The sequence below is a fragment of the Floridaenema evergladense BLCC-F167 genome (assembly GCF_041929205.2).
GTDB classification, from domain to species: domain Bacteria; phylum Cyanobacteriota; class Cyanobacteriia; order Cyanobacteriales; family Aerosakkonemataceae; genus Floridanema; species Floridanema evergladense.
The window spans coordinates 1,294,689-1,319,723 of the sequence record NZ_CM171625.1; the positions used below are offsets into that span (position 1 = coordinate 1,294,689).

At 41.0% G+C, this 25,035-nt stretch carries 22 protein-coding genes; 13 read left to right on the plus strand and 9 right to left on the minus strand.

The genetic code is table 11. The features are described from left to right. Positions 1-331: 331 nt before the first annotated feature. From ACE1CA_RS06010 to ACE1CA_RS06030, 5 genes are all read left to right on the plus strand, one after another. Complete coding sequence (locus ACE1CA_RS06010) at positions 332-2,419, plus strand: calcium-binding protein (RefSeq protein WP_486517679.1); 2,088 nt, start codon at positions 332-334, stop codon at positions 2,417-2,419. A gap of 163 nt (positions 2,420-2,582) precedes the next feature. After that, on the plus strand, positions 2,583-3,767 hold the full coding sequence (locus ACE1CA_RS06015; RefSeq protein ID WP_413281396.1) for a M20 family metallopeptidase: 1,185 nt from the start codon (positions 2,583-2,585) through the stop codon (positions 3,765-3,767). 164 nt (positions 3,768-3,931) lie between these two features. After that, a complete protein-coding gene (locus ACE1CA_RS06020) occupies positions 3,932-4,186 on the plus strand; it encodes a hypothetical protein (protein WP_459563718.1) in 255 nt (84 codons plus the stop codon). Positions 4,187-4,611: 425 nt separating this feature from the next. After that, positions 4,612-4,974, plus strand: coding sequence for a hypothetical protein (locus tag ACE1CA_RS06025; protein ID WP_413281398.1), 363 nt, complete (start codon positions 4,612-4,614; stop codon positions 4,972-4,974). A gap of 175 nt (positions 4,975-5,149) precedes the next feature. After that, positions 5,150-5,326, plus strand: a complete 177-nt coding sequence (locus tag ACE1CA_RS06030; protein ID WP_413281399.1) for a hypothetical protein — start codon at positions 5,150-5,152, stop codon at positions 5,324-5,326. Positions 5,327-5,337: 11 nt separating this feature from the next. On the opposite strand, the gene ACE1CA_RS06035 is transcribed toward ACE1CA_RS06030, so the two are convergent. Together ACE1CA_RS06035 and crcB are read right to left on the minus strand one after the other, a co-directional pair. After that, positions 5,338-7,098: a WD40 repeat domain-containing protein gene (locus tag ACE1CA_RS06035; protein ID WP_413281400.1), complete on the minus strand. Its 1,761-nt coding sequence runs from the start codon at positions 7,096-7,098 to the stop codon at positions 5,338-5,340. A gap of 109 nt (positions 7,099-7,207) precedes the next feature. Then, positions 7,208-7,615: a fluoride efflux transporter CrcB gene (gene crcB / locus ACE1CA_RS06040; RefSeq protein WP_413281401.1), complete on the minus strand. Its 408-nt coding sequence runs from the start codon at positions 7,613-7,615 to the stop codon at positions 7,208-7,210. Positions 7,616-7,746: 131 nt separating this feature from the next. Between crcB and ACE1CA_RS06045 the strand changes: the two genes are divergently transcribed. From ACE1CA_RS06045 to ACE1CA_RS06060, 4 genes are all read left to right on the plus strand, one after another. Continuing rightward, on the plus strand, positions 7,747-8,340 hold the full coding sequence (locus tag ACE1CA_RS06045; RefSeq protein ID WP_413281402.1) for a hypothetical protein: 594 nt from the start codon (positions 7,747-7,749) through the stop codon (positions 8,338-8,340). A gap of 267 nt (positions 8,341-8,607) precedes the next feature. Further along, positions 8,608-10,395, plus strand: a complete 1,788-nt coding sequence (aspS, locus tag ACE1CA_RS06050; protein WP_413281403.1) for an aspartate--tRNA ligase — start codon at positions 8,608-8,610, stop codon at positions 10,393-10,395. Between the two features lie 138 nt (positions 10,396-10,533). Then, entirely contained in the window at positions 10,534-11,298 is a 765-nt protein-coding gene (locus ACE1CA_RS06055) for a Uma2 family endonuclease (protein WP_413281404.1), read from the plus strand. Between the two features lie 165 nt (positions 11,299-11,463). Further along, positions 11,464-12,375, plus strand: a complete 912-nt coding sequence (locus ACE1CA_RS06060) for a restriction endonuclease (RefSeq protein ID WP_413281405.1) — start codon at positions 11,464-11,466, stop codon at positions 12,373-12,375. A 141-nt stretch (positions 12,376-12,516) separates the two neighbouring features. Here the strand turns inward: ACE1CA_RS06060 and ACE1CA_RS06065 are convergent, their stop codons facing one another. Next, positions 12,517-12,993: a DUF29 domain-containing protein gene (locus tag ACE1CA_RS06065; RefSeq protein WP_413281406.1), complete on the minus strand. Its 477-nt coding sequence runs from the start codon at positions 12,991-12,993 to the stop codon at positions 12,517-12,519. A gap of 393 nt (positions 12,994-13,386) precedes the next feature. Continuing rightward, positions 13,387-13,722, minus strand: a complete 336-nt coding sequence (locus ACE1CA_RS06070; RefSeq protein WP_413281407.1) for an RNA-binding regulator — start codon at positions 13,720-13,722, stop codon at positions 13,387-13,389. A 212-nt stretch (positions 13,723-13,934) separates the two neighbouring features. Here ACE1CA_RS06070 and ACE1CA_RS06075 point away from each other — a divergent pair, with 212 nt between their 5' ends. Beyond that, complete coding sequence (locus tag ACE1CA_RS06075) at positions 13,935-14,210, plus strand: DUF6464 family protein (protein ID WP_413281408.1); 276 nt, start codon at positions 13,935-13,937, stop codon at positions 14,208-14,210. Between the two features lie 253 nt (positions 14,211-14,463). On the opposite strand, the gene ftsH2 is transcribed toward ACE1CA_RS06075, so the two are convergent. From ftsH2 to sppA, 3 genes are all read right to left on the minus strand, one after another. After that, the gene (gene ftsH2, locus ACE1CA_RS06080) at positions 14,464-16,356 is read right to left on the minus strand and encodes an ATP-dependent zinc metalloprotease FtsH2 (RefSeq protein ID WP_413281409.1); all 1,893 of its coding nucleotides are present in this window, start codon (positions 16,354-16,356) and stop codon (positions 14,464-14,466) included. A gap of 440 nt (positions 16,357-16,796) precedes the next feature. Further along, positions 16,797-17,192: a chorismate mutase gene (gene aroH / locus ACE1CA_RS06085; protein ID WP_413281410.1), complete on the minus strand. Its 396-nt coding sequence runs from the start codon at positions 17,190-17,192 to the stop codon at positions 16,797-16,799. Between the two features lie 471 nt (positions 17,193-17,663). Beyond that, positions 17,664-18,485, minus strand: a complete 822-nt coding sequence (gene sppA / locus ACE1CA_RS06090) for a signal peptide peptidase SppA (RefSeq protein ID WP_413281135.1) — start codon at positions 18,483-18,485, stop codon at positions 17,664-17,666. 482 nt (positions 18,486-18,967) lie between these two features. Here sppA and ACE1CA_RS06095 point away from each other — a divergent pair, with 482 nt between their 5' ends. Then, positions 18,968-19,930, plus strand: coding sequence for a DMT family transporter (locus ACE1CA_RS06095; RefSeq protein ID WP_413281153.1), 963 nt, complete (start codon positions 18,968-18,970; stop codon positions 19,928-19,930). Positions 19,931-19,995: 65 nt separating this feature from the next. On the opposite strand, the gene ACE1CA_RS06100 is transcribed toward ACE1CA_RS06095, so the two are convergent. Further along, positions 19,996-20,202 carry a hypothetical protein gene (locus ACE1CA_RS06100; protein WP_413281136.1) on the minus strand — a complete coding sequence of 69 codons (207 nt, stop codon included), beginning with the start codon at positions 20,200-20,202 and terminating at the stop codon, positions 19,996-19,998. 209 nt (positions 20,203-20,411) lie between these two features. Between ACE1CA_RS06100 and ACE1CA_RS06105 the strand changes: the two genes are divergently transcribed. After that, positions 20,412-21,284, plus strand: a complete 873-nt coding sequence (locus ACE1CA_RS06105) for an S-methyl-5'-thioadenosine phosphorylase (protein ID WP_413281137.1) — start codon at positions 20,412-20,414, stop codon at positions 21,282-21,284. A gap of 73 nt (positions 21,285-21,357) precedes the next feature. Here the strand turns inward: ACE1CA_RS06105 and ACE1CA_RS06110 are convergent, their stop codons facing one another. Further along, a complete protein-coding gene (locus tag ACE1CA_RS06110) occupies positions 21,358-21,546 on the minus strand; it encodes a DDE transposase family protein (RefSeq protein WP_413281138.1) in 189 nt (62 codons plus the stop codon). Positions 21,547-21,801: 255 nt separating this feature from the next. On the opposite strand from ACE1CA_RS06110, the gene ACE1CA_RS06115 reads away from it, so the two are divergent. After that, positions 21,802-25,011, plus strand: a complete 3,210-nt coding sequence (locus ACE1CA_RS06115; RefSeq protein ID WP_413281139.1) for a DEAD/DEAH box helicase — start codon at positions 21,802-21,804, stop codon at positions 25,009-25,011. The last annotated feature ends 24 nt before the right edge of the window (positions 25,012-25,035 follow it).

Genomic DNA, 25,035 nt, shown 5'->3' on the forward strand with positions numbered 1-25,035 from the left:
CAGGATTTGTAGAATCACCACAGACAGTTTAGCTCAATCGAACAAATAAATCACGATCTTATTTTTCCAGCATCTACCTTAAGTTAGAAATAACAACACAAGTTACAAAAAACACTACCGTAATGATAGCTTTACAGTGACAAGAGGTATTAAGAATAAGAACTATATTACCCAGTTAAAGCCTTAAACATATCATATTATAATTAAATTTATTTTTCCGAAATTCGGGAACCTAGTCATGTAGAACACAGTCAGTTATGGGTAGTGCATCTATCTTCTCTTGACAACGAAAAGAGAAGGAGTAACTATCTAGTTTTCAGAGAGAGATTGTATGACCTTAAACTTAGCAGACATTTTCGACGATAAATTTTATCGGGAAAAGTACAAAGACATTGACGAAGCCATTACAAAAGGCTTGTTTAAGACTGCCAAAGAACACTATGAATTAGTGGGAAAAAATGAAGACCGTCAACCCTGCGAAGCTTTTAATCCCGAACAGTATCGCAGGCTGAACGCAGACGTTGACAGATCATTTATAGAAGGCAGAATCACCAGCGTCAGTATACATTACGAACAATTTGGCGACAAAGAAGGACGGGAAACAGGGAATCGCTTATTTAACGCCAGACAATATTTGGAAAACAACCCTGATGTTAAAGAGGCAGCAAGTAAAGGTCAAATCGGAGCTTTAGAACACGCTCTAAAATTTGGCGGTAATGAAACATATCGTACTATTAGTTTCTTTTTTAGTACCACTTACTATCAAAGCACTAATTCAAAAGTACAACAAGCTATCCAAAGAGGAGAAGTCGCTAACGCCTTTCAATATTTCTTAACTAGAGGTGCATCTGAAGGAGATATTCCTACTCCTTATTTTGACGAACAATATTATTTACAAATCAATACCGATGTTGCAGAGGCAAAGAATAGAGGTCAAGTTGTTAGTGCTTTTAACCACTGGTTAAATAACGGTCTGAAAGAAGGTCGAGAGTTCAATCGCGCTATCAGTATTGCAGAATATCTTCAAGTCAATCAAGATGTAGCACAAGCAGTTCAAGCAGGTAGAGTTACTGCTTTTGAACATATTCTTGGCATCGGTTTTAGAGAAGGACGTTTCATTAGTTCCCGGTTTGAGCCTAAGCTGTATACTGACTTAAATCCAGAAGTACTACAAGACTTGAGCAAGGGATTATTTAGAAATCCTTTGGAACACTTTCTGGCAAAAGGTCAACAACAAGATTTCATTGCTTCCTCACAAAATACATTGGCATCGGAACGGGATGATTTACTCTTAGGTAAAGCTATTGCTGACAATTTGGATGGACTAGGTGGTAATGACTTAGTTTCTGGCAGTGGTGGCAATGATAATGTCAAAGGTGGCGCTGGTAACGACCACGTTTTTGGCGATGGTGGTGATGACCTAGTATTTGGTAATGATGGCAATGACCTAGTATTTGGTGGTTCTGGTGACGACTTAGTACAAGGTGATGCGGGCAATGACATCCTCGTTGGTGAGGGTGGCAATGATGTAATCGTCGGTGGTGAGGGCGAAAACTTCCTTTATGGTGGTGAGGGAGATGACTACCTCATCGGTGGCAAAGGCAAGGATAAAATCGTTGGTGGTGAAGGGAATGACTCTCTCTCTGGTAGTGATGGAGATGATATTCTCTTCGGTGGCGATGGCAATGATGTAATGTATGGCGGCGCTGGTAAGGACACTCTCTATGGTGGTGCGGGTCGCGATATCTTTATCATTGATTCATTGCGTGTTGGTAGTTTGCCTGGTGGCAGCAATACCTTGCCTGGTGGCAGCAATACCTTGCCTGGTGGCAGCAATACCTTGCCTGGTGGCAGCAATACCTTGCCTGGTGGCAGCAATACCTTGCCTGGTGGTAGCAATACCTTGCCTGGTGGCAGCAATACCTTGCCTGGTGGCAGTAATACCTTGCCTGGTGGCAGCAATACCTTGCCTGGTGGTAGCAATACCTTGCCTGGTGGCAGCAATACCTTGCCTGGTGGCGGTGACACCTTAACTGGTGGTGGTACAGTGTTTGGTCAGGATGTGATTTACGATTTCAATCCTCAAGAGGATAGGATTCAGATTGCTGGTTTTGGTTATGGTAGTGCTGAAGAGCTATTTAGTGCTGTGACTAAGACTGGTACAACGCTAAGTGGTACTTACTACACAACTTTAGCGATTAGTCAAGAGTTCCAGTTGACTATCTTCAGCAGTGCTTCTCTATCGGCGAGCAATTTTATAGTTGGTTTGGGTACTTTACCTTCTTCTTTTGGTGGTTCTAGCTTAGAGGAACTGACTAAGGTTGTGGGTATTAGTTCTGGACTGAAGGTGAAGATTAATAATCGCTTGAGTTCAGCAGGTTTCAAGAGACGAGGTGGTGATGATGATGATGATGATTAAGTTGTAGGTGATTGGTTAATCGCTAATAACTGAGTCTTTATTGGATGACGATCGCACTTTGACCTAAATCATATAGTGCGATCGCTATTTTTTCTACATTTCAGTTTTAAGAGCAATTCTTTATCATGTGAAAAAGCATCCTAAACTAAAACTAATTTTATCCATGCTTGCTGATATTAAAGAAATAGCTACTAAATTAGCGCCTCGTCTGATAGAGATTCGTCGTCATATCCACTCTCACCCAGAGTTAAGCGGTCAGGAGTACCAAACTTCGGCTTATGTTGCTGGTGTTTTGTCTTCTTATGGTGTTCATGCTCAACAGGGTGTGGGTAAAACTGGGGTGGTAGGGGATCTTTGTGGTAATGGTGAGAGCGATCGCTTTTTAGCCATTCGTACCGATTTGGATGCTTTACCGATTCAAGAACGCACTGGTTTAGATTATAGTTCCTGCGAACTGGGAGTTATGCACGCTTGCGGTCATGATGTGCATACAACTGTGGGTTTAGGTACGGCAATGGTTTTGTCGCAGTTGGGAGAAAAGTTTACTGGAAATGTGCGTTTTTTGTTTCAACCTGCGGAAGAAGTTGCTCAAGGTGCTAAGTGGATGGTGGAAGATGGGGCATTAAACGGGGTGTCAGGAATTTTGAGTTTGCACGTTTTTCCTTCGATTCCTGCGGGTTCTCTGGGGATTCGTTATGGTGCTTTAACGGCTGCGGCTGATGATTTGGAAATTATTATAATTGGTGAGTCGGGTCATGGTGCTAGACCTCATGAGGCGATCGATGCGATTTGGATTGCTTCTCAGGTAATTACTTCTTTGCAACAAGCTATTAGTCGCACTCAAAATCCGCTGCGTCCGGTGGTGGTGACGATCGGGAAAATTTCTGGGGGACGTGCGCCGAATGTGATTGCTGATGAGGTAAAATTGTTGGGGACTGTGCGATCGCTCCACCCAGAAACTCGCGAAGCTTTACCAAATTGGATTGAGCAAATTGTCGCTAATGTTTGTAAAAGTTACGGCGCTCAATATCAAGTTTCCTATAACCAAGGAGTTCCAGGGGTACTTAATGACCCCACGTTAACTAAACTATTAGAACAATCGGCTAGGGAAGCTTGGGGTAGTGATAGTATTATTATCCTACCCGAACCTTCTTTAGGTGCGGAAGATTTTTCCCGCTATTTAGAAAAGGTTCCTGGTTCAATGTTTCGTTTGGGTGTCGGTTTTAAAGATAAGCATAATTATCCGCTGCATCATCCCCAATTTCAAGTTGATGAATCAGCAATTATTACTGGTGTGGTAACTCTCGCCTACTCTGCTTACAAATATTGCCAACAAGCGAAAAAATAAATTTTAGTATTTATTTTTGTTCGTTGTCGGGACTTTAGTCCTATTATTTGGTAAGAAAACGATTGAAGTCGTTACAACGAACTACATCACACCAAAGGTAGATGAATACTTTGACTGCGAAAATTAAAGTCCTGGTAGAACAAGTTAGGAGAAAATTTAGGTTTATGGCATCTCAAAGTCAACTGCATGGCACAGATTTAATTGATTGTGCTAAAGCTAATGCTAAACAGGGAATTGAAACGGCAACCGAGCTTTGTGGTTATGGTAAAAATATTAATCTTTTTCAGGCTGAATTGCAAAAAGCTTGTCAGGATATTGGCGTGGAGATTCATGAATTGAGCGATTTAATTACTAGTCAGCCAACTCTTAGACAAGAAGGTGGTTTTGATATTGCGCCGGAAAGTCCAACGGACTTATAAAGAGGTAAGGGAGCAGAGGAGAGGATAAAAATAACTTTTTTCTTCGGTTTCGATCGCTAACTTCTGCTCATATCTTATCCAAATTTTACTAAATATATTGAGACTTATCTATATTTATTATTTAAACTGACTCGTTTTCGACTAGCGATCTTGTATATTTGAATACTCATAGGTGATGGCAATAAGAAAATAAATATAAAACTGAGTTACGACTTGGGAAAAAATACGGTAAGGTGAAGGCAGCGAGAGAGGATTTTTAAAATAACATGGAAAATGTAGATTGGCAGAATGTAATTGCGGGTGGACTAGCGATCGCCATTTTAATCGGCGGTATCTTAATGATGTTCACCAATATTTGGACTAGCAAAGACAAATTGTAAAACCTTATCGCCAGTTTTTCCTAATTTATTACGAGTCATTTTATAATGTTTGATTTTCATCATCTTTGTGAATTTTCCCGCCTCAACTGTACTGCTATCTGTGCATTTCTGATACCCGCTAACTTATTAGCAACATTGCAGACCATAATCCTAGTTGGATTAAATCGTTCTTGGATGCAGTTAGCTTCAGCAATTACAATAGCAATAACTCTAGCTGTGGTAATGATTTGGCACGTCTTGACCTGGTTTATGATTGGGGTGGTAATGCTGCCTACTTACATTTTGTTGACGCTGGGTAGCGTCTGCTTAGTAATTAATTTTTGGACGATCGTTAATCGAAAAAGTATGAGACAATTGTTAACAGAGGTGCGGTTGTTGGCTGCTGATTCTTTGGGTTGGGTAAAGTAATAGCGATCGCAATTTGTGATAATCATCACTAACATAGAGGGATTGGATCGGATTAGCTGACACAATCTCATCACTCATTTGGAATTGAATTGTCACAATTGCCGCTTGCTTTCATCACCCTGTCAGTTAGTTCAATAGCCGATATTTTAATATATATTCTGTTGAGGCAACTGCTATGGGTTTGACACTCAATCTGGTAACTTTAATTGCCGCGATCTTAGGACTACAGGTAATTAATATTTGCGCTGTAACTGCGGCACCTGTAAATGTTCCTAGTTTAATTAGAACAAGAGGCTACGAGCCACCAAATCAAGGTGGACCCGATAGTAGTCAAGGTTCTGGAACTCGCTAAACGATGAAAAGTTAATTAATAGAATTCAATTGCCAAATCTGTAGATTTCCGTTGATACTCCCAGCGGCTAGAGTTCGACCATTTTTACTAAGTGCCATTGAAACGATCGCTTGTGTGGATTCAAAAGTCAAGGTAGTTAACTCTTTACCACTGGCTAAATCCCAGATGATAATAGAGCCATCAACGCTGGCACTAAAGAGAGTTTTACCGTCTGGATCAAAACAAACAGAACTAACTCCCCCTGAGTGACCAACAAAAGTATGAAGGCGGTCACGAGTACCCAAGTCCCATAATTTTATCGTGCGATCGCTACTAGCACTAGCTAACATTGGTTGTTGGGGATGAAAAGCAATACCGCTAATTATACCTAAATCACCAGATAAACTATGTAATAACTGTCCAGTTTTCCAATACCACAATTTGATGATGCCATCACCACCTCCGCTGGCGAGAATTTCACTATCTGTACTAAAAGCGATCGAGCTAACTGTGCCAGAATGTTTTGTAAGTGCTTTAATCTCTTTCGCCGTTTCTAAATCCCATAACTTGATTGTGCCATCGTAACTACCACTAGCCAGAATTTGTCCATTAGAACTAATAGCAATTGCTCTAACCGATCCGCTATGTTCTTTACAAATTTCTACTAAAGCACCTGTTTCTATTTCCCAAAGCTTAATATTTTGTTCCGAACTACCCTGAACCACTAAATTATGATTATAACTAAAAGCCAGAGCATAAACTGCGCCAGCATTTTCAGAAATCACCCGAATTAATTCCCCAGTTTGACAATTCCAAACTTTAATTCCGCGATCGAAACTACCACTAATAATCTTTGGCGTATCCGCAGCAAAAACTACAGCAGATACCCAATCAGAATGTGCTGCTAAACTATGAATACAGTCCCATTTCGGCACCGAAATAACAGAAGTTAATGGTTGAATAGTAGTAATTGCAGGTTGAGAACGAGCAGTTTTTGATTGCAGAACGGCAAAAGGTAATTGTGGTTCCCGATAGGGTATATTTTCCCCAATTGTCTGACTCGTTTCCTGAGTTTTTGGTGATTCTATTTCTACAGATTTCTGAATTTCTTGCACTTGTTGTTTAAGTTCATCCAACTTATCCATTAACCATGACTCAAGTTGGGAATATTCAGCCATTCTTTGTTTGTGGTTATCTGATTTTCTACTGTGAAGTTGTAATTCTCTAATCTGTAGCTTTAAATCTTCAATCTGTGCAATTAACCATTGTTCGGGAGGTAAAGAAATATCTCCCATTTTGTCATAGAACTGTGTTACAGTTTGCTCTAAATTATCCAATCTTGGTGCCAGAGAAGTACTATTGAGGTACTGCACTACACTACTTAAAGAATCCTGTAAATTGCTGTATTGCTCTTTAAGTTCTCCTATATCTTGATAAATGGGATTCATTTTTGCTCCCAGTAAAGAAGCAATGAAGTCCTGCATTTGCGCCGTCTGTCTAGCAACACCTAAATAATTCGCTTCTCCCCCAGCGGCTAAAGTTCGCGTCACAGCTTGTAAGGTTTGGATATCTGCTGCGAGTTGCCGATAAAGGCGCGTCATTGCTGCATTGGTACTGTTCCTACTTAGCAACTCAAAACGACGACGATTGACTAAGTTGATTAATACCGAAGCAGAGAGAGGTACTACCAAATAGATGATTTTGCCGCTAATGACAGCTACTACCGCTCCGGCGATCGTGCCTACCACAGCGGCGTATTCTACCATTTCTAGCCGATTAGAGTTGTTCGACATTTAACACTTTTGACACTTGCTGCCTTTTGCATGATATCAGTCTTGGCTACCGAGAAATGTCATTGTGACACAGTTTCTCGTATTGCGCCAACAGTAGGGGAAAATTAAGTTATAGCAATTTAGCTAAAATTACACCGATTTGCAGACAGAAGACTCCCAAAATTGCACTTCCTAACCAATAAAAAATCGCAGATGAATAATTGCCGGAGTTCCAAATATTCACGGTATCTAGTCCGTAAGTAGAAAAGGTAGTGTAAGCACCCAAGAAGCCAGTAGTTACTAATAGCCGCAATTCGAGGGTTATATTTATTCCTTGGCTGGCTAAGGTGACAAAAAATCCCATTCCGAAGCAGCCAGTAAGATTGATAAAAAAGGTTCCAAAAGGAAAATTTAGCCCAAAACGTTGCACCAAGTATAGGGTAATATAGTAGCGACTGAGGGCACCTGCGATCGCGCCGAAACTAATTGCTAAGGGGACACGAAAATTTGGATCTTGCAGCATTTGAGGTAAAAGCATAAACTGTAAGTAAATTTAGCTGTAAAAGTCCGCTTTTGTAAATTAGGAAACAAAATAAGTGAGGATTTGTTTTAATTAATTTAGAAAGTCAGAAGCAATCCTCATAAATAAATTTTTAGGAGCAACAATCCATGAGTACAGAAGAAACAATTCCTCCCGAATCTGCGATCGTAGAAGTTACCCCACAAACTACTGACTTGGTAACGCAGGAACAACCGGATACCAGCGATGATGTCATTAAAGAAACGATCGCCTTGTTTGAAGCAATTAGAAAGCGGACGGAACAAGAGTGGCAAACTGCTACAGAATTAATCCGTGAAGGTTATCTAAATGCTGTTTCTAAAGCACAAAACGTCTTAGAACAAAATCAAACTGAAGCAAAAGAACGCATTGAAGAAACAACTCAGTTAGTGCAGAAAGAAGCTGATAAAAACTGGCAAAATTTTGAAGCGCTTAAAACTAAAGCGTTAGAAATGACAAAAGAGTGGAGTGAACTTAGTCGGGAGAAATATTTAGAAGCTGTGCGGAAAGCTAAAGAATCAGTGGAACAAAATAAACTGATTGAAAAAGAAAAAGTTGGACAAACTGTGCAAGATTTACAACAACAAACAGATAAAAACTGGCAAGTATTTGTTAGCGAAATTGAATCTGTGGGAAGTCAGCTGACAGATGCAGCGAAAAAAGCTTGGAACGATTTGATCGCTTCGATTCCTCACAAGAGTTAGGGGATTGGGGACTGGGGATTGGGGACTGGGGATTGGGGATTGGGGACTAGGAAAGTTTTGACCAGGATTGATTTATTATGATAATCAAGATAAATCAAGAAATCTGGTAAATCCGTAAATCCTGATCGAGTTTTGAATTTTAAGTTAATTAATTTCCCCTCGTCCCCTTGTCCCCAATCCCCAGTCCCCAGTCCCCAGTCCCCCCCGCAATAGTGCATAATGGTGAAGTTTTCCAGTTTTTAGTGTTTGAATTTTACATCAACAGGTATGCGAAGTCATTATTGCGGTCAACTCCGAAGTTACCATGTGGGAGAAACGGTCACTCTTTATGGATGGGTGGATCGTCGCCGCGATCACGGGGGTGTGATATTTTTAGATTTGCGCGATCGCTCTGGGATAGTGCAAATTGTCAGCGATCCGGTACGCACTCCGAATTCCTATCAGCTGGCTGAGAAGATGCGGAACGAATATGTGGTAAAAGTTATTGGTCGGGTAACGCCACGTCCAGCAGATTCTCTCAATCCACGTATTCCGACGGGTGAGGTGGAAGTTTACGCTGATGAACTGGAGTTGCTGAATCAAGTATATAAGCAGATGCCTTTCCAGGTTTCAACTGCGGATGAGGAAGCTGTTCGGGAAGAGTTGCGGTTGAAGTATCGCTATTTGGATTTGCGACGCGATCGCATGACTGCTAATTTACAACTTCGGCACCAAGTTGTCAAAGCAATTCGTCGTCATTTAGAAGATGAAAAGGGTTTTATTGAAATTGAAACCCCGATTTTAACTCGTTCGACTCCCGAAGGTGCAAGAGATTATTTAGTCCCCAGTCGCGTTAATCCTAGCGAATGGTATGCTTTACCTCAGTCTCCGCAATTATTTAAACAGTTGTTGATGGTTTCGGGGTTCGATCGATACTATCAAATTGCGCGTTGTTTCCGCGATGAAGATTTACGCGCCGACAGACAACCAGAATTTACTCAGTTAGACATGGAAATGAGTTTCATGTCGCAAGATGAAATAATTCAACTGAATGAAGATTTGGTTTGTTATGTTTTCAAAACGGTAAAAGGAATTGAATTACCTCGTCCTTTCCCACGCATGACTTATGCGGAAGCGATGGATCGTTATGGTTGCGATAAACCGGATACTCGCTATGGTTTAGAATTAGTAAATGTTTCCGATTTGTTTAAAGATTCGGGTTTTAAGGTGTTTGCGAGTGCGATCGCATCTGGTGGAGTGGTAAAAGTTTTGCCAATTCCAGGGGGAAATGATGCCATTTCTAATGTGCGAATTAAAGCTAGTGGCGACTTGTTTAAAGAAGCAAGCGAAGCAGGTGCAAAAGGTTTAGCTTATATCCGCGTGCGCGACAATGGAGAAATTGACACCATTGGCGCAATTAAAGATAATTTGACCGAGGAACAAAAGCAGGAATTAATCGATCGCACAGATGCAAAACCCGGTCATTTATTATTATTTGCTGCTGACAAAACTGAAGTAGTAAATAAAACTTTGGATAGATTACGTCAGGTAATTGCAGAACAGTTAGGTTTGATCGATCGAAGTAAAATTAACCTGCTTTGGGTGACAGATTTCCCGATGTTTGAATGGAACGAAGAAGAAAAGCGTTTAGAAGCATTGCATCACCCATTTACCGCACCAAATCCAGAAGACTTAAATGATTTGAAAACTGCCAGAGCTCAAGCTTATGATTTGGTGTATAACGGTGTAGAAGTTGGTGGGGGAAGTTGCCGGATTTATCAGCGGGATATTCAGGAGAAGGTGTTTGAGGCGATCGGTTTATCCCCCGAAGAAGCACGCAACAAATTTGGCTTTTTGTTAGACGCATTTGAATATGGCACCCCACCTCACGGAGGAATTGCCTACGGTTTAGATCGTTGGGTAATGCTATTAGCTGGTGAAGAGTCAATTCGGGATGTAATTGCATTTCCGAAGACACAACAAGCAAGGTGTTTGTTAACAAATGCACCATCTAGTGTAGATGAAAAACAATTGAAAGAATTGCAAGTGCAATCAACTTACAAACCGAAAACTTAAATTTAGATCCCCCTAAATCCCCCTTAAAAAGGGGGACTTTGAATCAGAAAATCTGGTTCCCCCCTTGTTAAGGGGGGTTAGGGGGGATCTAAGCTTATAACTAGCAACTTGAATTATTACTTAATGCTGGGGGTCGAGATGACTGAAACTTATGCTTCTTTAGGTTTACCGAAATCTTTACCAGATCACACACAATTACCTGAGTCTGACGGAACATTTGTGAAAAACTTTCAGGAACATCCCCAAAGTATCCTACTAACTGACTCCATTACACCTGTCTTACAAAATTTACATCCTAATGGGCAATATTGCATCGGTCAAGATAGCGGAATTTATTGGCGAATTACAGAAGAACCATTAAGAGGCGCTGTTTCACCTGATTGGTTTTATGTGCCAAATGTTCCACCGAATTTAAATGGACAAATGCGCCGTTCTTACGTACTTTGGCAAGAGTATGTTGCGCCTTTAATTGCGATCGAATTTGTTTCTGGTGATGGTGCAGAAGAAAGAGATAGAACTCCGATTACTGGCAAATTTTGGGTTTACGAACAAGCAATTAGAGTGCCTTTTTATGCAATTTACGAAGTGAGATTAGCCAGAGTAGAAGTTTATGAGTTAATCGCAGGTTCCTATCAATTAGTATCTGCTAACGAACGCGAACATTTTCCCATTCCTCATTTAAATGTAGAATTGGGAATTTGGCAAGGTCAATATCAAAATACTGAATTACCTTGGTTACGTTGGTGGGATAATCAAGGTAATTTGTTATTAACTGGTGACGAAAGAGCACAATTAGAAAGTCAACGTGCGGAACAGGAAAGTCAACGTGCTGAACAAGAACATCAACGTGCGGAAAGATTAGCTGCACAATTGCGTGCTTTAGGAGTTGAACCAGAAGTTTAATTAAGATTGTAGAGACGTTGTATACAACGTCTCTACTTTAAAGAAATGTGGGGAAAAAGCGATCGCACCTTCCTTTAACTATCAGCTTAGGTAGTGTTGCGTAATCAACCAAAGATGTAAAATATTGAGTATTAGATAATACTTACTATTTTCCAAGTATGCCCCATGTCAATCCCTGATTTTCAAAAGATTATGCTTCCTCTGCTTAAGTATGCAGCGGATGGAAAAGAACACTCGCTCAGAGAAGCGATCGAAGCATTAACCGAAGAATTTAACTTGAGTGATGAGGAAAGAAAAGAATTATTGCCTAGTGGACAACAAGCTGTTTTTGATAATCGGGTTGGATGGGCAAGAACACACTTAAAAAAAGCAGGTTTATTGGAAGATCCGAAAAGAGGATTTTTTAAAATTACTGATAGGGGTTTACAAATATTAAACCAATCACCAACAGAAATAAACTTAAATTTTTTAATGCAATTTCCCGAATTTATAAAATTTAGGACTACTAGAAAAGAAACCGAGAATAATGATACTGAAATCCCGGAAATTTTAGATAAAACTCCTCAAGAATCTATAGAGTTTGGTTATCAAAAGATTCGCAAAGATTTAGAATTCGAGTTACTTAACCGTGTCAAAAGCTGCTCTGCTGATTTCTTTGAAAGACTTGTGGTAGATCTTTTAGTTAGGATGGGATACGGCGGATCTAGGCGCGATGCTGGTAAAGCAATTGGCAAAAGCGGAGATGGCGGAATAGATGGAATTATTAAAGAGGATAAGTTAGGCTTAGATATTGTTTTTATCCAAGCGAAACGATGGGATAATACCGTTGTTGGTAGACCAGAAATTCAAAAATTTGTTGGTGCTTTACATGGTCAACGAGCAAGAAAAGGAGTATTTATTACAACTTCTACTTTCTCCCATGATGCACGAGAATATGTATCTATTATAGATAGCAAAATTGTATTAATAGATGGGCAGCAACTTGCACAGTTTATGATTGACAATAATGTAGGTGTATCAACTGTGTCTACTTATGAAATTAAAAAGATAGATTCAGATTATTTCACTGATGAATAGAAAATAACTTCTTAGTGTGTCAAACACAAAACTAACCTTTAATCTTTTTAATATTTCGCTAGCCATTTTTCCCAGGTTAGCGAGTGTAGTATTCCCAACTTCCCATAAAAAAACGATCGCACTCTCCCCCAAAAGCACACATCAATTCAACAAATCTGCATCAGAATCCAGTAGAATTCCGGGTAAGAAATCAGGGTTTTCTACTTGTTCCCATGTGTAAGAAACTTCAGTGGGAAAATCTCGAAGTTTCATCCCTGTTTCCTTAGCGGCTAAAATCACGGCATCTTCGTAAGCATCTGCGATCGCTTCTGGTAAATAAGGCTTTAAACTGGGACTTTCTTTTAAAAGTCGCCGAATCGCACGACTTTGCTCACGAATCGTTAAATACCAACTTCTCGATCTGCGATCGGTTTGATATTCCCACTTTAATAAATGTGCAATTAAAACTATTAACCGATTTACTAACTCCCGCCTCTCTTGTTTACCCAAAGAAGCTATTTCCTCAATCAAATTCTCAATATCAAGGTTATTTAAGTCACGCTGACGCAATAACTGAACTTGTTTTTGCGTCCACGCATAAAAATCGATTTCGTATAAATTGTCAAGTGGAAGGTTCATAATTTCTTCCTCAGATGGTTTTAAACCCATTTAATGTTACCCTCCAAATTCAGGCAAAAAAACGATCGCACCCTCCCACCCTTTTCGAGTTCAGAGAGTGCGATCGCATAGTGTACTGTCAGCATATCGCACAATTAATTGACTATCTTGTACTTCTGGTGATAAGTAAACTGATTAATAAGAAAATGCTTGATTTGTAAAGAATTTCAGCCCCTAATCCCGAAAACCAGGGTTTTCCAACACTAGTACGAAACGTTATGCGATCGCACCCAGTTAATCAATACCTGAAAAACAAAAGCATTCCGCCTCGCTACACCTAACTGAATCATTAGAAGAGCAAACGAAATGCCCTCAAACAGAAAAATTTAACCAAAGCTCGATCGGCTTTAAGCCCTAATAGCGATTACGACTACTATTGTATCCGCCACCGCCACCGCCACCACGACGGTTATCACCGCCAAAGCGATTACCACCGCGATCGCGATCTTCACGAGGTTTCGCTTTATTTACTTTTAAATTACGCCCCATCCATTCTGCACCATCAAGTGCATCAATGGCAGCAGACTCTTCAGCTTCATTTGACATTTCCACGAAAGCAAAGCCACGCATTTTTCCAGTTTCACGGTCTGTGGGAACTTGAACGCGCTTTACCTCGCCATAGTCTTTAAATACATCTCTGAGGTCTTCATCTGTAACTTGGTAGGATAGGTTTCCTACATAAATAGACATTGGTTCTCTCCTGAATCAGGTATTGAAGAGATTACGATTCGGAGAGTCGCTTGTGAGTACTAACAACAAACAGTGTCACCGAATTTCATCATCGCCCCACATTTTAGCACAACATATATGTTAATTTGTCAAGGGTTACTCTTCCCAGACTGGAATTTTTTCGGCAAAATATCCTAAAAGTGAGCCAGTAAAAAAAATGGCAGGTGGGTAGTGTGTGGCAAACATTGCTAATATTCTTAATCGGTTTAATCCCCCCCATAATCTCGCTTTGGGTAATTCGTCAAGTAGAAGTCAGAGGGCGAGAAAGGTTGAGAATAGCCATAGAAAGAGCCTCTCTTGCCCCTGTAATTGTGCCGACCCAACCGTTAAATCAAAATTATATCGGTGACACCAGTTGTAAATTTAATGCTCGATCGCCCCATTTGCGCTGTGCTATCAATCCTGATGGGCCATGTGACAGTTGTACTCATTATCAGATGAGGGATTAGGGGCTGGGACTGGGGATTTAAAGATTTACCAGATTTCTTGATTTATCCATAAATCCCGAGCAAAAAATAGGGATGACTTCAATCATCCCTACTTAACCTATTCACCTAGAACTTCTAGACTCAAATCTTGCACCAGGGCTAAAAACCGGGTTTCTTGCAAATAGCTAACCCTGAAACCATATATTTTCCGTCAAGAAACCCGGTTTTTTCAGGCTTGTTGAGAATGGGGCCAGATCTGAGTAGAGCTTAAAACTTATAACTGAGGAACGTACTCTTCTTTTTCGGGAACAGCAGTATACTCAGCAACAATTTGGCGGAACTCTTCACCATCGATCGTTTCTTTTTCCACTAGAAGATCTACCAAGCGATCGATCGCCGCCCGATTTTCGCGCATAATTTGCTTGGCATCTTCATAACATTGACCAACGATCGCTCTGACTTGAGCATCCACACGAGAAGCAATTTCCTCAGAATATTCCGAACGAGTCATCAAATCCCGTCCTAAAAATACCTCACTGCTTTGACCTTCCAAAGACAACGGCCCCAAATCAGACATCCCTAAACGAGTTACCATTTGTCTAGCCATGCCAGCAACTTGTTGCAAATCACCACCAGCACCAGTAGTCACCTCTGCATCTCCGAAAATAATTTCTTCCGCAGCGCGACCACCCAAAGCACCAGTAATTCTTGCTTTCAGTTGCGACCTAGAAGTTAAACCTTGCTCCTCATTAGGAGTAAACCAAGTCAAACCTCTAGCTTGCCCTCTAGGAATCAAAGTCACCTTTTGTACTGGGTCATGGTCTTTCAATAAAGTACCAACGATCGCATGACCAACTTCGTGATAAGCAATTAACCGCTTAGTTTTGCTATCTACCAAAGGAGTACCTTCCATCCCAGCAACCACACGGTCAACCGCATCGTTGATTTCTGGCATAGTAATCGCTTCTTTGCGCCGTCTAGCGGTTAAAATTGCCGCCTCGTTCAGCAAATTCGCCAAATCTGCACCTGTAAAACCGGGAGTCCGACGGGCAATAGCCTCTAAAGAAACTTCTTCAGATAACTTCTTATTTCGGGCATGAACTTTAAGAATTTCCAAACGTCCCTTTAAATCTGGTGCATCCACAGTTACTTGTCTGTCAAAACGTCCCGGACGCATCAAAGCAGCATCAAGTACATCAGGGCGGTTAGTAGCAGCAATGATGATAATACCTGTATTACCTTCAAAACCGTCCATTTCTGTGAGCAACTGGTTTAAAGTTTGCTCTCTCTCATCATTTCCACCACCGATACCAGTTCCCCGCATTCTACCGACGGCATCAATTTCATCGATGAACACCAAGCAAGGGGCATTTTCTTTCGCTTTTTTGAACAAGTCACGGACGCGGGAAGCACCCACACCCACGAACATTTCCACGAACTCAGAACCGGAAATACTGAAGAAAGGAACACCAGCTTCCCCAGCAATAGCTTTCGCTAACAAAGTTTTTCCAGTTCCCGGAGGGCCAACTAATAACACACCTTTGGGAATTCTGGCACCGACAGCGCTAAACCGTTCTGGTTGTTTCAGGAAAGTTACAACTTCTTGTAATTCTTCTTTTGCTTCTTCAATTCCTGCCACATCATCGAATTTAATTCCAGTTTTTGCTTCCATCATGAAGCGGGCGCGAGATTTACCGAAATTCATCGCTTGACCTGGCCCACCGGGAATGTTGCTGGAACGACGGAACAAGAAAAATAATCCGGCAATTAACAAAACGGGGAATACTAAGTTACCCAACAATCCCCAAATTGCGCCGTCATTTCTTACAGGATGGGAGGCGAAGCTAATATTCGATTCTTTGAGTTTGGTAATTAATTCAGGCGCGTTAGAAGGTAAATCTACTCGCCAGTGTTGAATTTGCGAACCCAAAACTGGTTCTGGGTCGATACCTTCGACAATAGCTGTTCGACCACCCTCATAGAGGTCAACGCTGGTAACTCGACCGGAATCTAAATATTCTAAAAATCGACCATAGCTCATGCGGGTACTGGCAGTATTTCTGCCCGTATCCATCGCTGATGATGAGAATGCCCCTTGCCACAGGAAAAATCCTATGAGTAACGCAGGCAACATCCACAGTACTACGACTTTCCAGGAAGACTTCATAGTTGGGTGGCCTCTAAATGCAATTTAAACAAAATAGGTACTCGTTTACACAAATAAGTGCTTTTCCAAAGATCTCAGATAAATTTTTGCTGTTTAAACTAGGGCAGAAGGCAGAAGTCAGAAGGCAGAAGGTTTTAAATTAGCTTGGAAAAAGCTGTTAATTTCCATCTGCTTTCCTCTGTCCTGCACTAATGTCCTGTCAGTGTTAAAAGGCTTTCTTTAAAACGAAAGCGTGTAACAGCAAACAAATCTTAATTAAATTTAACTTATTTATCATAATTAGGGCAAGACTGGGGATTGGGGATTGGGGATTGGGGACTGGGGATTGGGGATTGGAGACTGGGAGACAAGGGGACAAGGGGAAATTATTTAACTCAAAACTTTCTCTTTAACTCAAAACTCAGAACTCAAAACTCCAAACTTTCCCCAGTCCCCAATCCCTAAAACTCTGCACTCAAAAGCGAATTTCTCAGACTCCAGTCTGGTCTGAGGCTTTTGGCTTGACGGAGGTAGGGATGGTAAATTTCTACAGGATGGGGAACGTTGACGTGAATTAGGAAGCGGATGCAGCGTTCTAATCCGCCTTCGACGTGCATTTGTTGGACATCTAGTAAGGGGACGTTTTGCCAGTGTGGGCGTTGACGGGCGATCGCAGCTGGGAAAATCGCATCAAGATCGCGTGTAGCGGAGAAAATGGCACTAATAATATCGTCAGGGTCAATATGATTATGCGCTTCTAGTTCGTTCAACAGTTCTGTCACTGCTTCGCTGATTGCTGTCACGGAATTTTCGGTGACAGTTGTCGCCCCACGAATTGCCTTAACTCGCCACTCCACGCAAAAGTCCTCCTGATTATCGATAAAACAAAATAGACAAACAATTTTTTTATGTTGACGATCGCGACAAAAGCGATCGCTCTTTTTTCCCATAATGACTGAAGCACTACCGAAAAGTCAGCAGTGCCGTCAGCAATATTAACAAAACCTCGGATTGAACCTAAAAAGTACCAAATTCTTTAACGAAGGGGACTGGGGATTGGGGACTGGGGATTGGGGACTGGGGACTGGGGGCTGGGGGCTGGGGATTGGGGACTGGGGCAGAGGAGCACAGGGGCAAGAAAACTCCTTAACTTAAAAATCTCTGCCTGTACGGACAATTTATAAATTATCCCAACTCAAAACTCAAAACTCAAAACTCAAAACTTACCCAATCCCCAATCCCCAATCCCCAATCCCCAATCCCCAGTCCCCAGTCCCCAATCCCCAGTCCCCAATCCCCAGTCCCCAATCCCCAGTCCCCAACTAAACTTATGGTTTATAAAGCCACAAAGGTTGACCACTTGTTTTTAGCTCAAATTCTAACCAATTCATCCCTGCTGATAAAACACTACTTTCCTGTCTATCCCCAGAAATTAAACGGCTTAACAGTGGTTTCCTTTCTTCAAAGTTGTAGCAGCGAGTTTTTTCTGGGTCAAGTCCTGCTAATTCTGCTGCCCAACGACGGGCATCTTCTTCGGTTCCCAAACGGTCAACTATGCCTAATTCTACAGCTTGTTGTCCGGTAAAAATCCTGCCATCGGCAAAACTTTTTACTGTATCTACTGCTAATTTTCTTGATTCAGCAACAGTTTGTACGAATTGCTGGTAACTGGTATCAATCAGTTCTTGGAGGATATTTTGTTCTGGTTCGGTGAGTTCGCGATCGAAGGACAAAATATCTTTATAAGGGCCTGATTTAATTACTTTGAAGGAAACACCGATTTTATCCAACAGGCGTTCTAAGTTGTTTCCCCGCAAAATTACGCCAATGCTACCAGTAATCGTACCTGGGTTAGCCATAATATGCTGAGCACCCATGCCGATATAAACGCCACCGGAGGCGGAAATATTACCAAAACTAGCGACTATTTTGACTTTTTCTTGCAACCGCTTTAGGGCGCTATAAATTTCTTGGGAATCTCCTACTGTACCGCCAGGACTGTCAATTCGCAGCAGTAGCGCTGGAAAACGCCTTTCTTCAACAAATTTTAGGGCTTCTAGTACCCTGTTGCGAGTGGCACCTGCGATCGCACCTGAAACTTCAATCCGTGCTATTTGTTTACGAAACTTAGGCTTAAACGGCCAAATCATGAGCAATTAAGATTTAGTGGTGATGATAGATACTTCTTCTCTCCAGTCTAAGCAGAAAGCGGGGGATTGGGGCGGGGTTAGGGGTTAGGGAAAACTGAGATAAGAGTACCAAGAGGCGGAGCCTCTATTTTTCGTTCCCAGGTTCAACCTGGGAACGAGTATCTGGGAGGTTCTACCTCCATTGCTGCAAGCAAGATCTGAGGAAAAACTCCGAGATCTCCCCTGCCCCTGTGCCCCTCTGCTTCTTTATAATCTGCTTAACAGAACTACATAATTCAGTACAATCAAGATATTTAAAGATAAACGACCCTGCCAATCCAAAAATGAATTTAGAAGAAACGCAATTAGAAAAAGATTTTAATCTAGCATCTCCAACAGCAACAGCTAATGCAGAAACCGCTTCGCTAGAGGAAACCAATCAATTTAGGATTCCTTTTGCTTCTGTGCTACTGATTGCGCCTTTTTTCCTTTGGGGAACCGCAATGGTGGCGATGAAAGGTGTGATGCCACAAACTACACCTTTTTTTGTTGCTGGAGTGCGCTTGGTGCCAGCTGGGGTGTTTGTGTTACTTTTTTGTCTGCTGACTGGCAGATCTCAACCTCGGACTTTGTTAGCTTGGTTGTGGATTGCTTTGTTTGGTTTGGTTGATGCCGCATTATTTCAAGGTTTTTTGGCTGAAGGTTTGGTTCGCACTGGTGCGGGTTTAGGTTCGGTGATGATTGATTCTCAACCTTTAGCTGTGGCAGTTTTATCTTTGTTGCTGTTTGGAGAAAAAATTGGTTTTTGGGGATGGTTAGGATTGGGAATTGGGGTTTTTGGAATTAGTTTAATTGGTTTTCCGAATGAATGGATTGTGGCGCTGTTGCATCCAACTAATGAAAATTTAGGGTTGTCTATGCTTGCTAATATCCCTGGAGAATTTACTGATATTAAGGCGGTAATTGTAAATTTGTTCGATCGCGGATTGTGGTTAATGCTGTTAGCGGCGTTATCTATGGCAGTGGGAACCGTAATTTCTCGGTTTGTTAGTCGTCATGTCGATCCTGTGGTAGCTACAGGTTGGCACATGATTTTGGGTGGTTTACCTTTATTTTTGCTTTCGGGAACTTTGGAAACTCAGCAGTGGCAAAGGTTGGATTTGTCTAGCTGGATGGCTTTGAGTTATGCGACGATTTTTGGTAGTGCGATCGCTTACGGTTTATTCTTCTACTTCGCTTCTCGCGGCAGTTTAACTAGTCTGAGTTCTCTAACTTTTCTCACTCCAGTATTTGCACTTTTGTTCGGCAATCTCTTCCTTTCCGAAATGCTGCAACCTCATCAATGGTTGGGAGTTAGCCTAACTTTAGTCAGTATTTACTTAGTAAATCAACGAGATAGATTAGGTAAGTGGCTACAACTAAAATCTGCTGATGTCGCATCATCTAAGCTTGATCTAGATAACTGAGGTAGATGGGCAAGAGGACAAAGAAATTTTATTAACTGAAAACTAAATACTTTCTTCCGATTTCTTCAGTCTACGATTCTGATTAATCCTTTTTGAATTGCTTCGTACACTCGATTAATTTGACACCGATCTTTTTCGCTGAGAGAATCTTTAGATAGCAGTGCTGCCATTAAAGTATGCTGATCTCTTCGATTAATCTGGCGAACAGCAAAGATCCTGTCTAGGATGTTTTCAACCGAAGCTTTGGATTGAGGTTCAATCTGTTTCATCATTAGTTCAATTAATCTTTACTTTATTTAACCAAAGTCAGTATTCCCAAAGAAATCGCCATTCTCACAAGTCTAGTGTTAAAGTTTTTATGAAGAAGTGCGATCGCGTTGGCGTAGCCTGTGCGTCAGCACGTATCGCTTTTCAAACTACTTCCCTGTGTTCCTCTTGATGGGTAAAATGCTGGAGTTTCACGCGCAACACAACAAAATCTATGACTCAGGCGAAAATTGGGATTATTGGGGGCAGTGGTCTTTACAAGATGGAAGCTCTCAAAGATGTGGAAGAGGTGCAAGTTGATACTCCTTTTGGATCGCCCTCTGATGCTTTAATTGTCGGCACTTTGGCAGGTGCTAAGGTGGCTTTTTTAGCTCGTCACGGTCGGAATCATACCCTATTGCCGTCTGAGTTACCGTTCCGGGCGAACATTTACGCAATGAAGCAGCTGGGCGTTGAATATTTAATCTCCGCGTCAGCTGTTGGTTCTCTCAAGGAGGAAGCTAAACCTCTAGACATGGTGGTGCCAGATCAGTTTATCGATCGCACCAAGAATAGAGTATCCACCTTTTTTGGCGAGGGAATTGTAGCTCATATTGCATTTGGCGATCCGATTTGTCAACAATTAGCTAATGTTGTGGCAGATGCAGTGGCTAGTTTAAATTTAGATGGTGTAAATTTACATCGTGGCGGTACATATATTTGCATGGAAGGGCCTGCTTTTTCTACTAAAGCAGAGTCGCATCTTTACCGGAGTTGGGGTGCAACAGTGATTGGCATGACTAATTTACCAGAGGCGAAATTAGCCAGAGAAGCGGAAATTGCCTACACAACTTTAGCTTTGGTTACTGATTACGATTGTTGGCATCCCGATCATGACAGCGTGACTGTAGAAATGATTATTGATAATTTACAACGTAATGCTGTTAATGCTCAAAAGGTAATTCAAGAAACGGTGCGAAGAATTACAGAAAATCCCTTTGTTTCTGAAGCTCATTCTGCTTTGAAATATGCTATTCTCACCCCATTGGATAAAGCTCCGGCAACAACAAAAGAAAAGTTAGCTTTGTTGTTGAAAAAATATATATAAATAGGAGAAAAGGGAAAGATTTTAATTTTTCCCTTTTCCCAGTCCCCAGTCCCCAGTCCCCAGTCCCCAGTCCCTAAACAGGTTTACATTTCCCAGCGCGAATTAATCCAACACGACGAGCGATCGCATCTTCAACAGAACTAAAAGGCCCCCAACGTTCTAAAATGGTACTATCTTCCTGGCTTTCCAATTGTTGACTAGGAACAATATCACAGTTGCCCTCATTACGTCTAATAATATACCAGCCTTGAGAATCGCTCATCAGATTTCACCTTTGTTGTAAAAATTTGTAACCGCAATTAACTAGAAAGAATGATAATTTGTTGTTTTTTGCGATGTTTAGGGTTATCATAAAATGATATCCACAATTTTACTAGCTAATCTTCAGCAACGCTTAAAGTATCAAGCGAAAATATTCTAAAACAATCATCAAAAAATCTTAATCATTAATCAGTGATTATTCAACATTGACTAATGACAAGTAAAACCTAACCAACAAAATTTGAGCAGTTTCTAAATGGCAATTTTACACGGTAGTTGGATCGATCGATCTCAAGGCAATTATCTATTCGTTTGGGGAGAAACGTGGCGCAGAGTTAATCCAGCAAACTCTGAGGGATTCACGACGCTTTTACCTCATCCCTTGGCAATGAGTAAAGCGGAATTAGTCGAATATTTACAGAGTTTGGAAAAAATTAGCAAGGCGCTACCAGCTGATACTTTAACTGTCGAAAAAAGTACAGCTAAAAAAGGGAAAAAGAAAGCAGAAGAAAGCCAAAATCACCGTTGGCAAGTGCAAGTTTTAGGAATACCAACTAGAATCTTAGAAGCTGATAATAATGCTTTGTTGCCGTTGCATTCGGGAACTATATTAAAAGGAAACGAAGAAGAGATATCTTCTTGTTATTTGTATCCTTGGCAAGTGGAAGGAATTACTTTAAATAGACAGGAAGCTAGGGAATTTTTAAATGCTTTGCCACTGACGACGATCGATGAATCAGATTCTTTTTTAGGGAAAGATTTACAATTTTGGAATCATATAACAAGATGGAGTGTAGATTTACTAGCAAGAAGCAAGTTTTTGCCAAGATTAAAACAGCTAGAAAATGAATTCATTGCTGTTTGGCAACCTTTACTTGATAGCGGAGTAGATCAAGTTCGGTTGGAAAACTTTGCCCGACAAATGCCTGCTGCTTGTCGCACTTATCAAGGTTCAGAAAATGATAATTCTTCGCCATTTATTAGTTTAGAATTACCGCCAGAATCTAAAGAATTGCTGTTGAGTTTTTTAAGTAGCGCGATCGATCTACAAGTGCGAAGTGTGGCGAAAGAAAACTCTGTACCAACTACAGAAAATTTGGTGCAAAAATGGTTAGAAGGATTGGGAAATGAATCAGCGCAAGTAACCGGAGAAACACCAGAACGTTTAGCAGCAATTTTAAATGCTTGGATTGCACCCGTACAACCATTTCTAACAGGACAAAGTTTATTTCGCACTTGTTTTAAAGTCCATCCTCCCGCAGAAAATCAGCAAGATTGGACTTTAGAATATTGTTTGCAAGCTGTTGACGATCCTGAATTTATTGTAGATGCTGCGACTATTTGGCAGAATCCAGTTGAACGTTTTATTTATCAAGAAAGAACCATAGAACGTCCGCAAGAAACATTTCTGCAAGGATTGGGTTTAGCTTCTCGATTAATGCCAGTAATTGAACTCAGTTTAGAAACTGCGACTCCGATATTTTGCCGATTGAATCCTTTAGAAGCTTACGAGTTTATTAAAGCTGGTGCGTGGCGTTTTCAAGATAGCGGTTTAGGGGTAATTTTACCACCAAGCTTGGCAAATCGAGATGGTTGGGCGAGTCGTTTAGGTTTAAGTATTCGCGCCCAAACTCCTGAGTTAAAACCGAATCAACGCTTAGGTTTGCAGAGTTTATTAAATTTCAAATGGCAGTTATCTATTGGTGGGCAAACTATTTCTAAAAAAGAGTTTGACAGATTAGCAGCACAGAATAGTCCTCTGGTAGAAATTAATGGGGAATGGGTGGAGTTACGCCCGCAAGATGTGAAGTCAGCGAAGAATTTCTTTGCTTCTCGAAAAGAGGAAATGTCTCTGTCTTTAGAAGATGCTTTGCGTCTCAGTACAGGCGATACCCAAATGGTGGAAAAGTTGCCTGTGGTGAGTTTTGAAGCTTCGGGAGTTTTGCAAGATTTGTTGAATGCTTTAACAAGTAATCGGGCGGTGGAGGCGATCGATCCTCCCCAATCTTTCAAAGGAGAATTACGCCCTTACCAAGCGAGAGGTGTAGGTTGGTTAGCATTTTTAGAACGCTGGGGATTAGGTGCTTGTTTAGCGGACGATATGGGGTTGGGAAAAACGATTCAGTTCATCGCTTTTCTACTACATTTAAAAGAAGAGAATGCGCTGGAAAAACCGACTCTTTTAGTTTGTCCAACTTCAGTTTTAGGTAACTGGGAAAGGGAAGTTAAAAAATTTGCCCCTAGTTTAAAAATTGTAGTCCATCACGGTGATAAACGTCCCAAAGGAAAGGCGTTTGCTAAAGCAGTTGAAAATCAAGATTTGGTAATTACTAGTTATCAATTAATTTTCCGAGATGTCAATGATTTAAAAACCGTTTCTTGGCAAGGTGTGGTGTTAGATGAAGCACAAAATATTAAAAATCCAGAGGCGAAACAGTCGCAAGCAGTGAGGGAATTAGAAGCGAGTTTTCGGATTGCGTTAACAGGAACTCCGGTAGAAAATAGGTTGTCAGAACTTTGGTCAATTTTAGATTTTCTCAATCCTGGTTATTTGGGGCCAAAAAATTTCTTTCAACGGCGTTTTGCGATTCCTGTGGAAAAATACGGGGATACTTCTTCGTTAAAGACTTTACGATCGCTAGTCCAACCCTTCATCCTGCGCCGCTTAAAAACAGATCGCGATATCATTCAAGATTTGCCCGAAAAGCAGGAAATGAGTGTATTTTGCGGTTTAACAGCAGAACAAGCAGAATTATATCAGAAATTAGTCGAAGAATCTTTGGCAGAAATTGAAAGTTCGGAAGGGATTCAACGGCGCGGTCAAATTTTAGCGTTGTTAGTTAAACTGAAGCAAATCTGCAATCATCCAGCGCAATTTTTGAAGGAAGTAAGTTTGGGAAATCAGAAGCGATCGGCTAAACTTTTGCGTTTAGAAGAGATGTTAGAAGAGGTTATTTCGGAAGGCGATCGCGCTTTGATTTTCACCCAATTTGCGGAATGGGGAAAACTGTTAAAACCATATTTAGAAAAGCAATTTAATCGAGAAATGCTGTTTTTATATGGTAGCACTTCCAAGAATCAAAGGGAGGAAATGATCGATCGCTTCCAAAACGATCCACAAGCACCAAGAGTAATGATTTTGTCTTTAAAAGCTGGTGGTACTGGGTTGAATTTGACTCGTGCAAATCATGTTTTTCACTTCGATCGATGGTGGAATCCTGCGGTGGAAAATCAGGCAACCGATCGGGTATTTCGGATTGGTCAAACGCGCAATGTTCAGGTGCATAAGTTTGTTTGTCAAGGTACTTTGGAAGAGAAAATTCATGATTTAATTGAGAGTAAAAAAGCACTGGCAGAACAAGTTGTAGGTGGTGGGGAAAATTGGTTAACTGAGTTAGATACTGACCAATTAAGAAATTTATTATTGCTCGATCGCAATGCTGTAATTGATAGTTCGGATTTTTAATTTTTTAAACCGCAAAGGACGCAA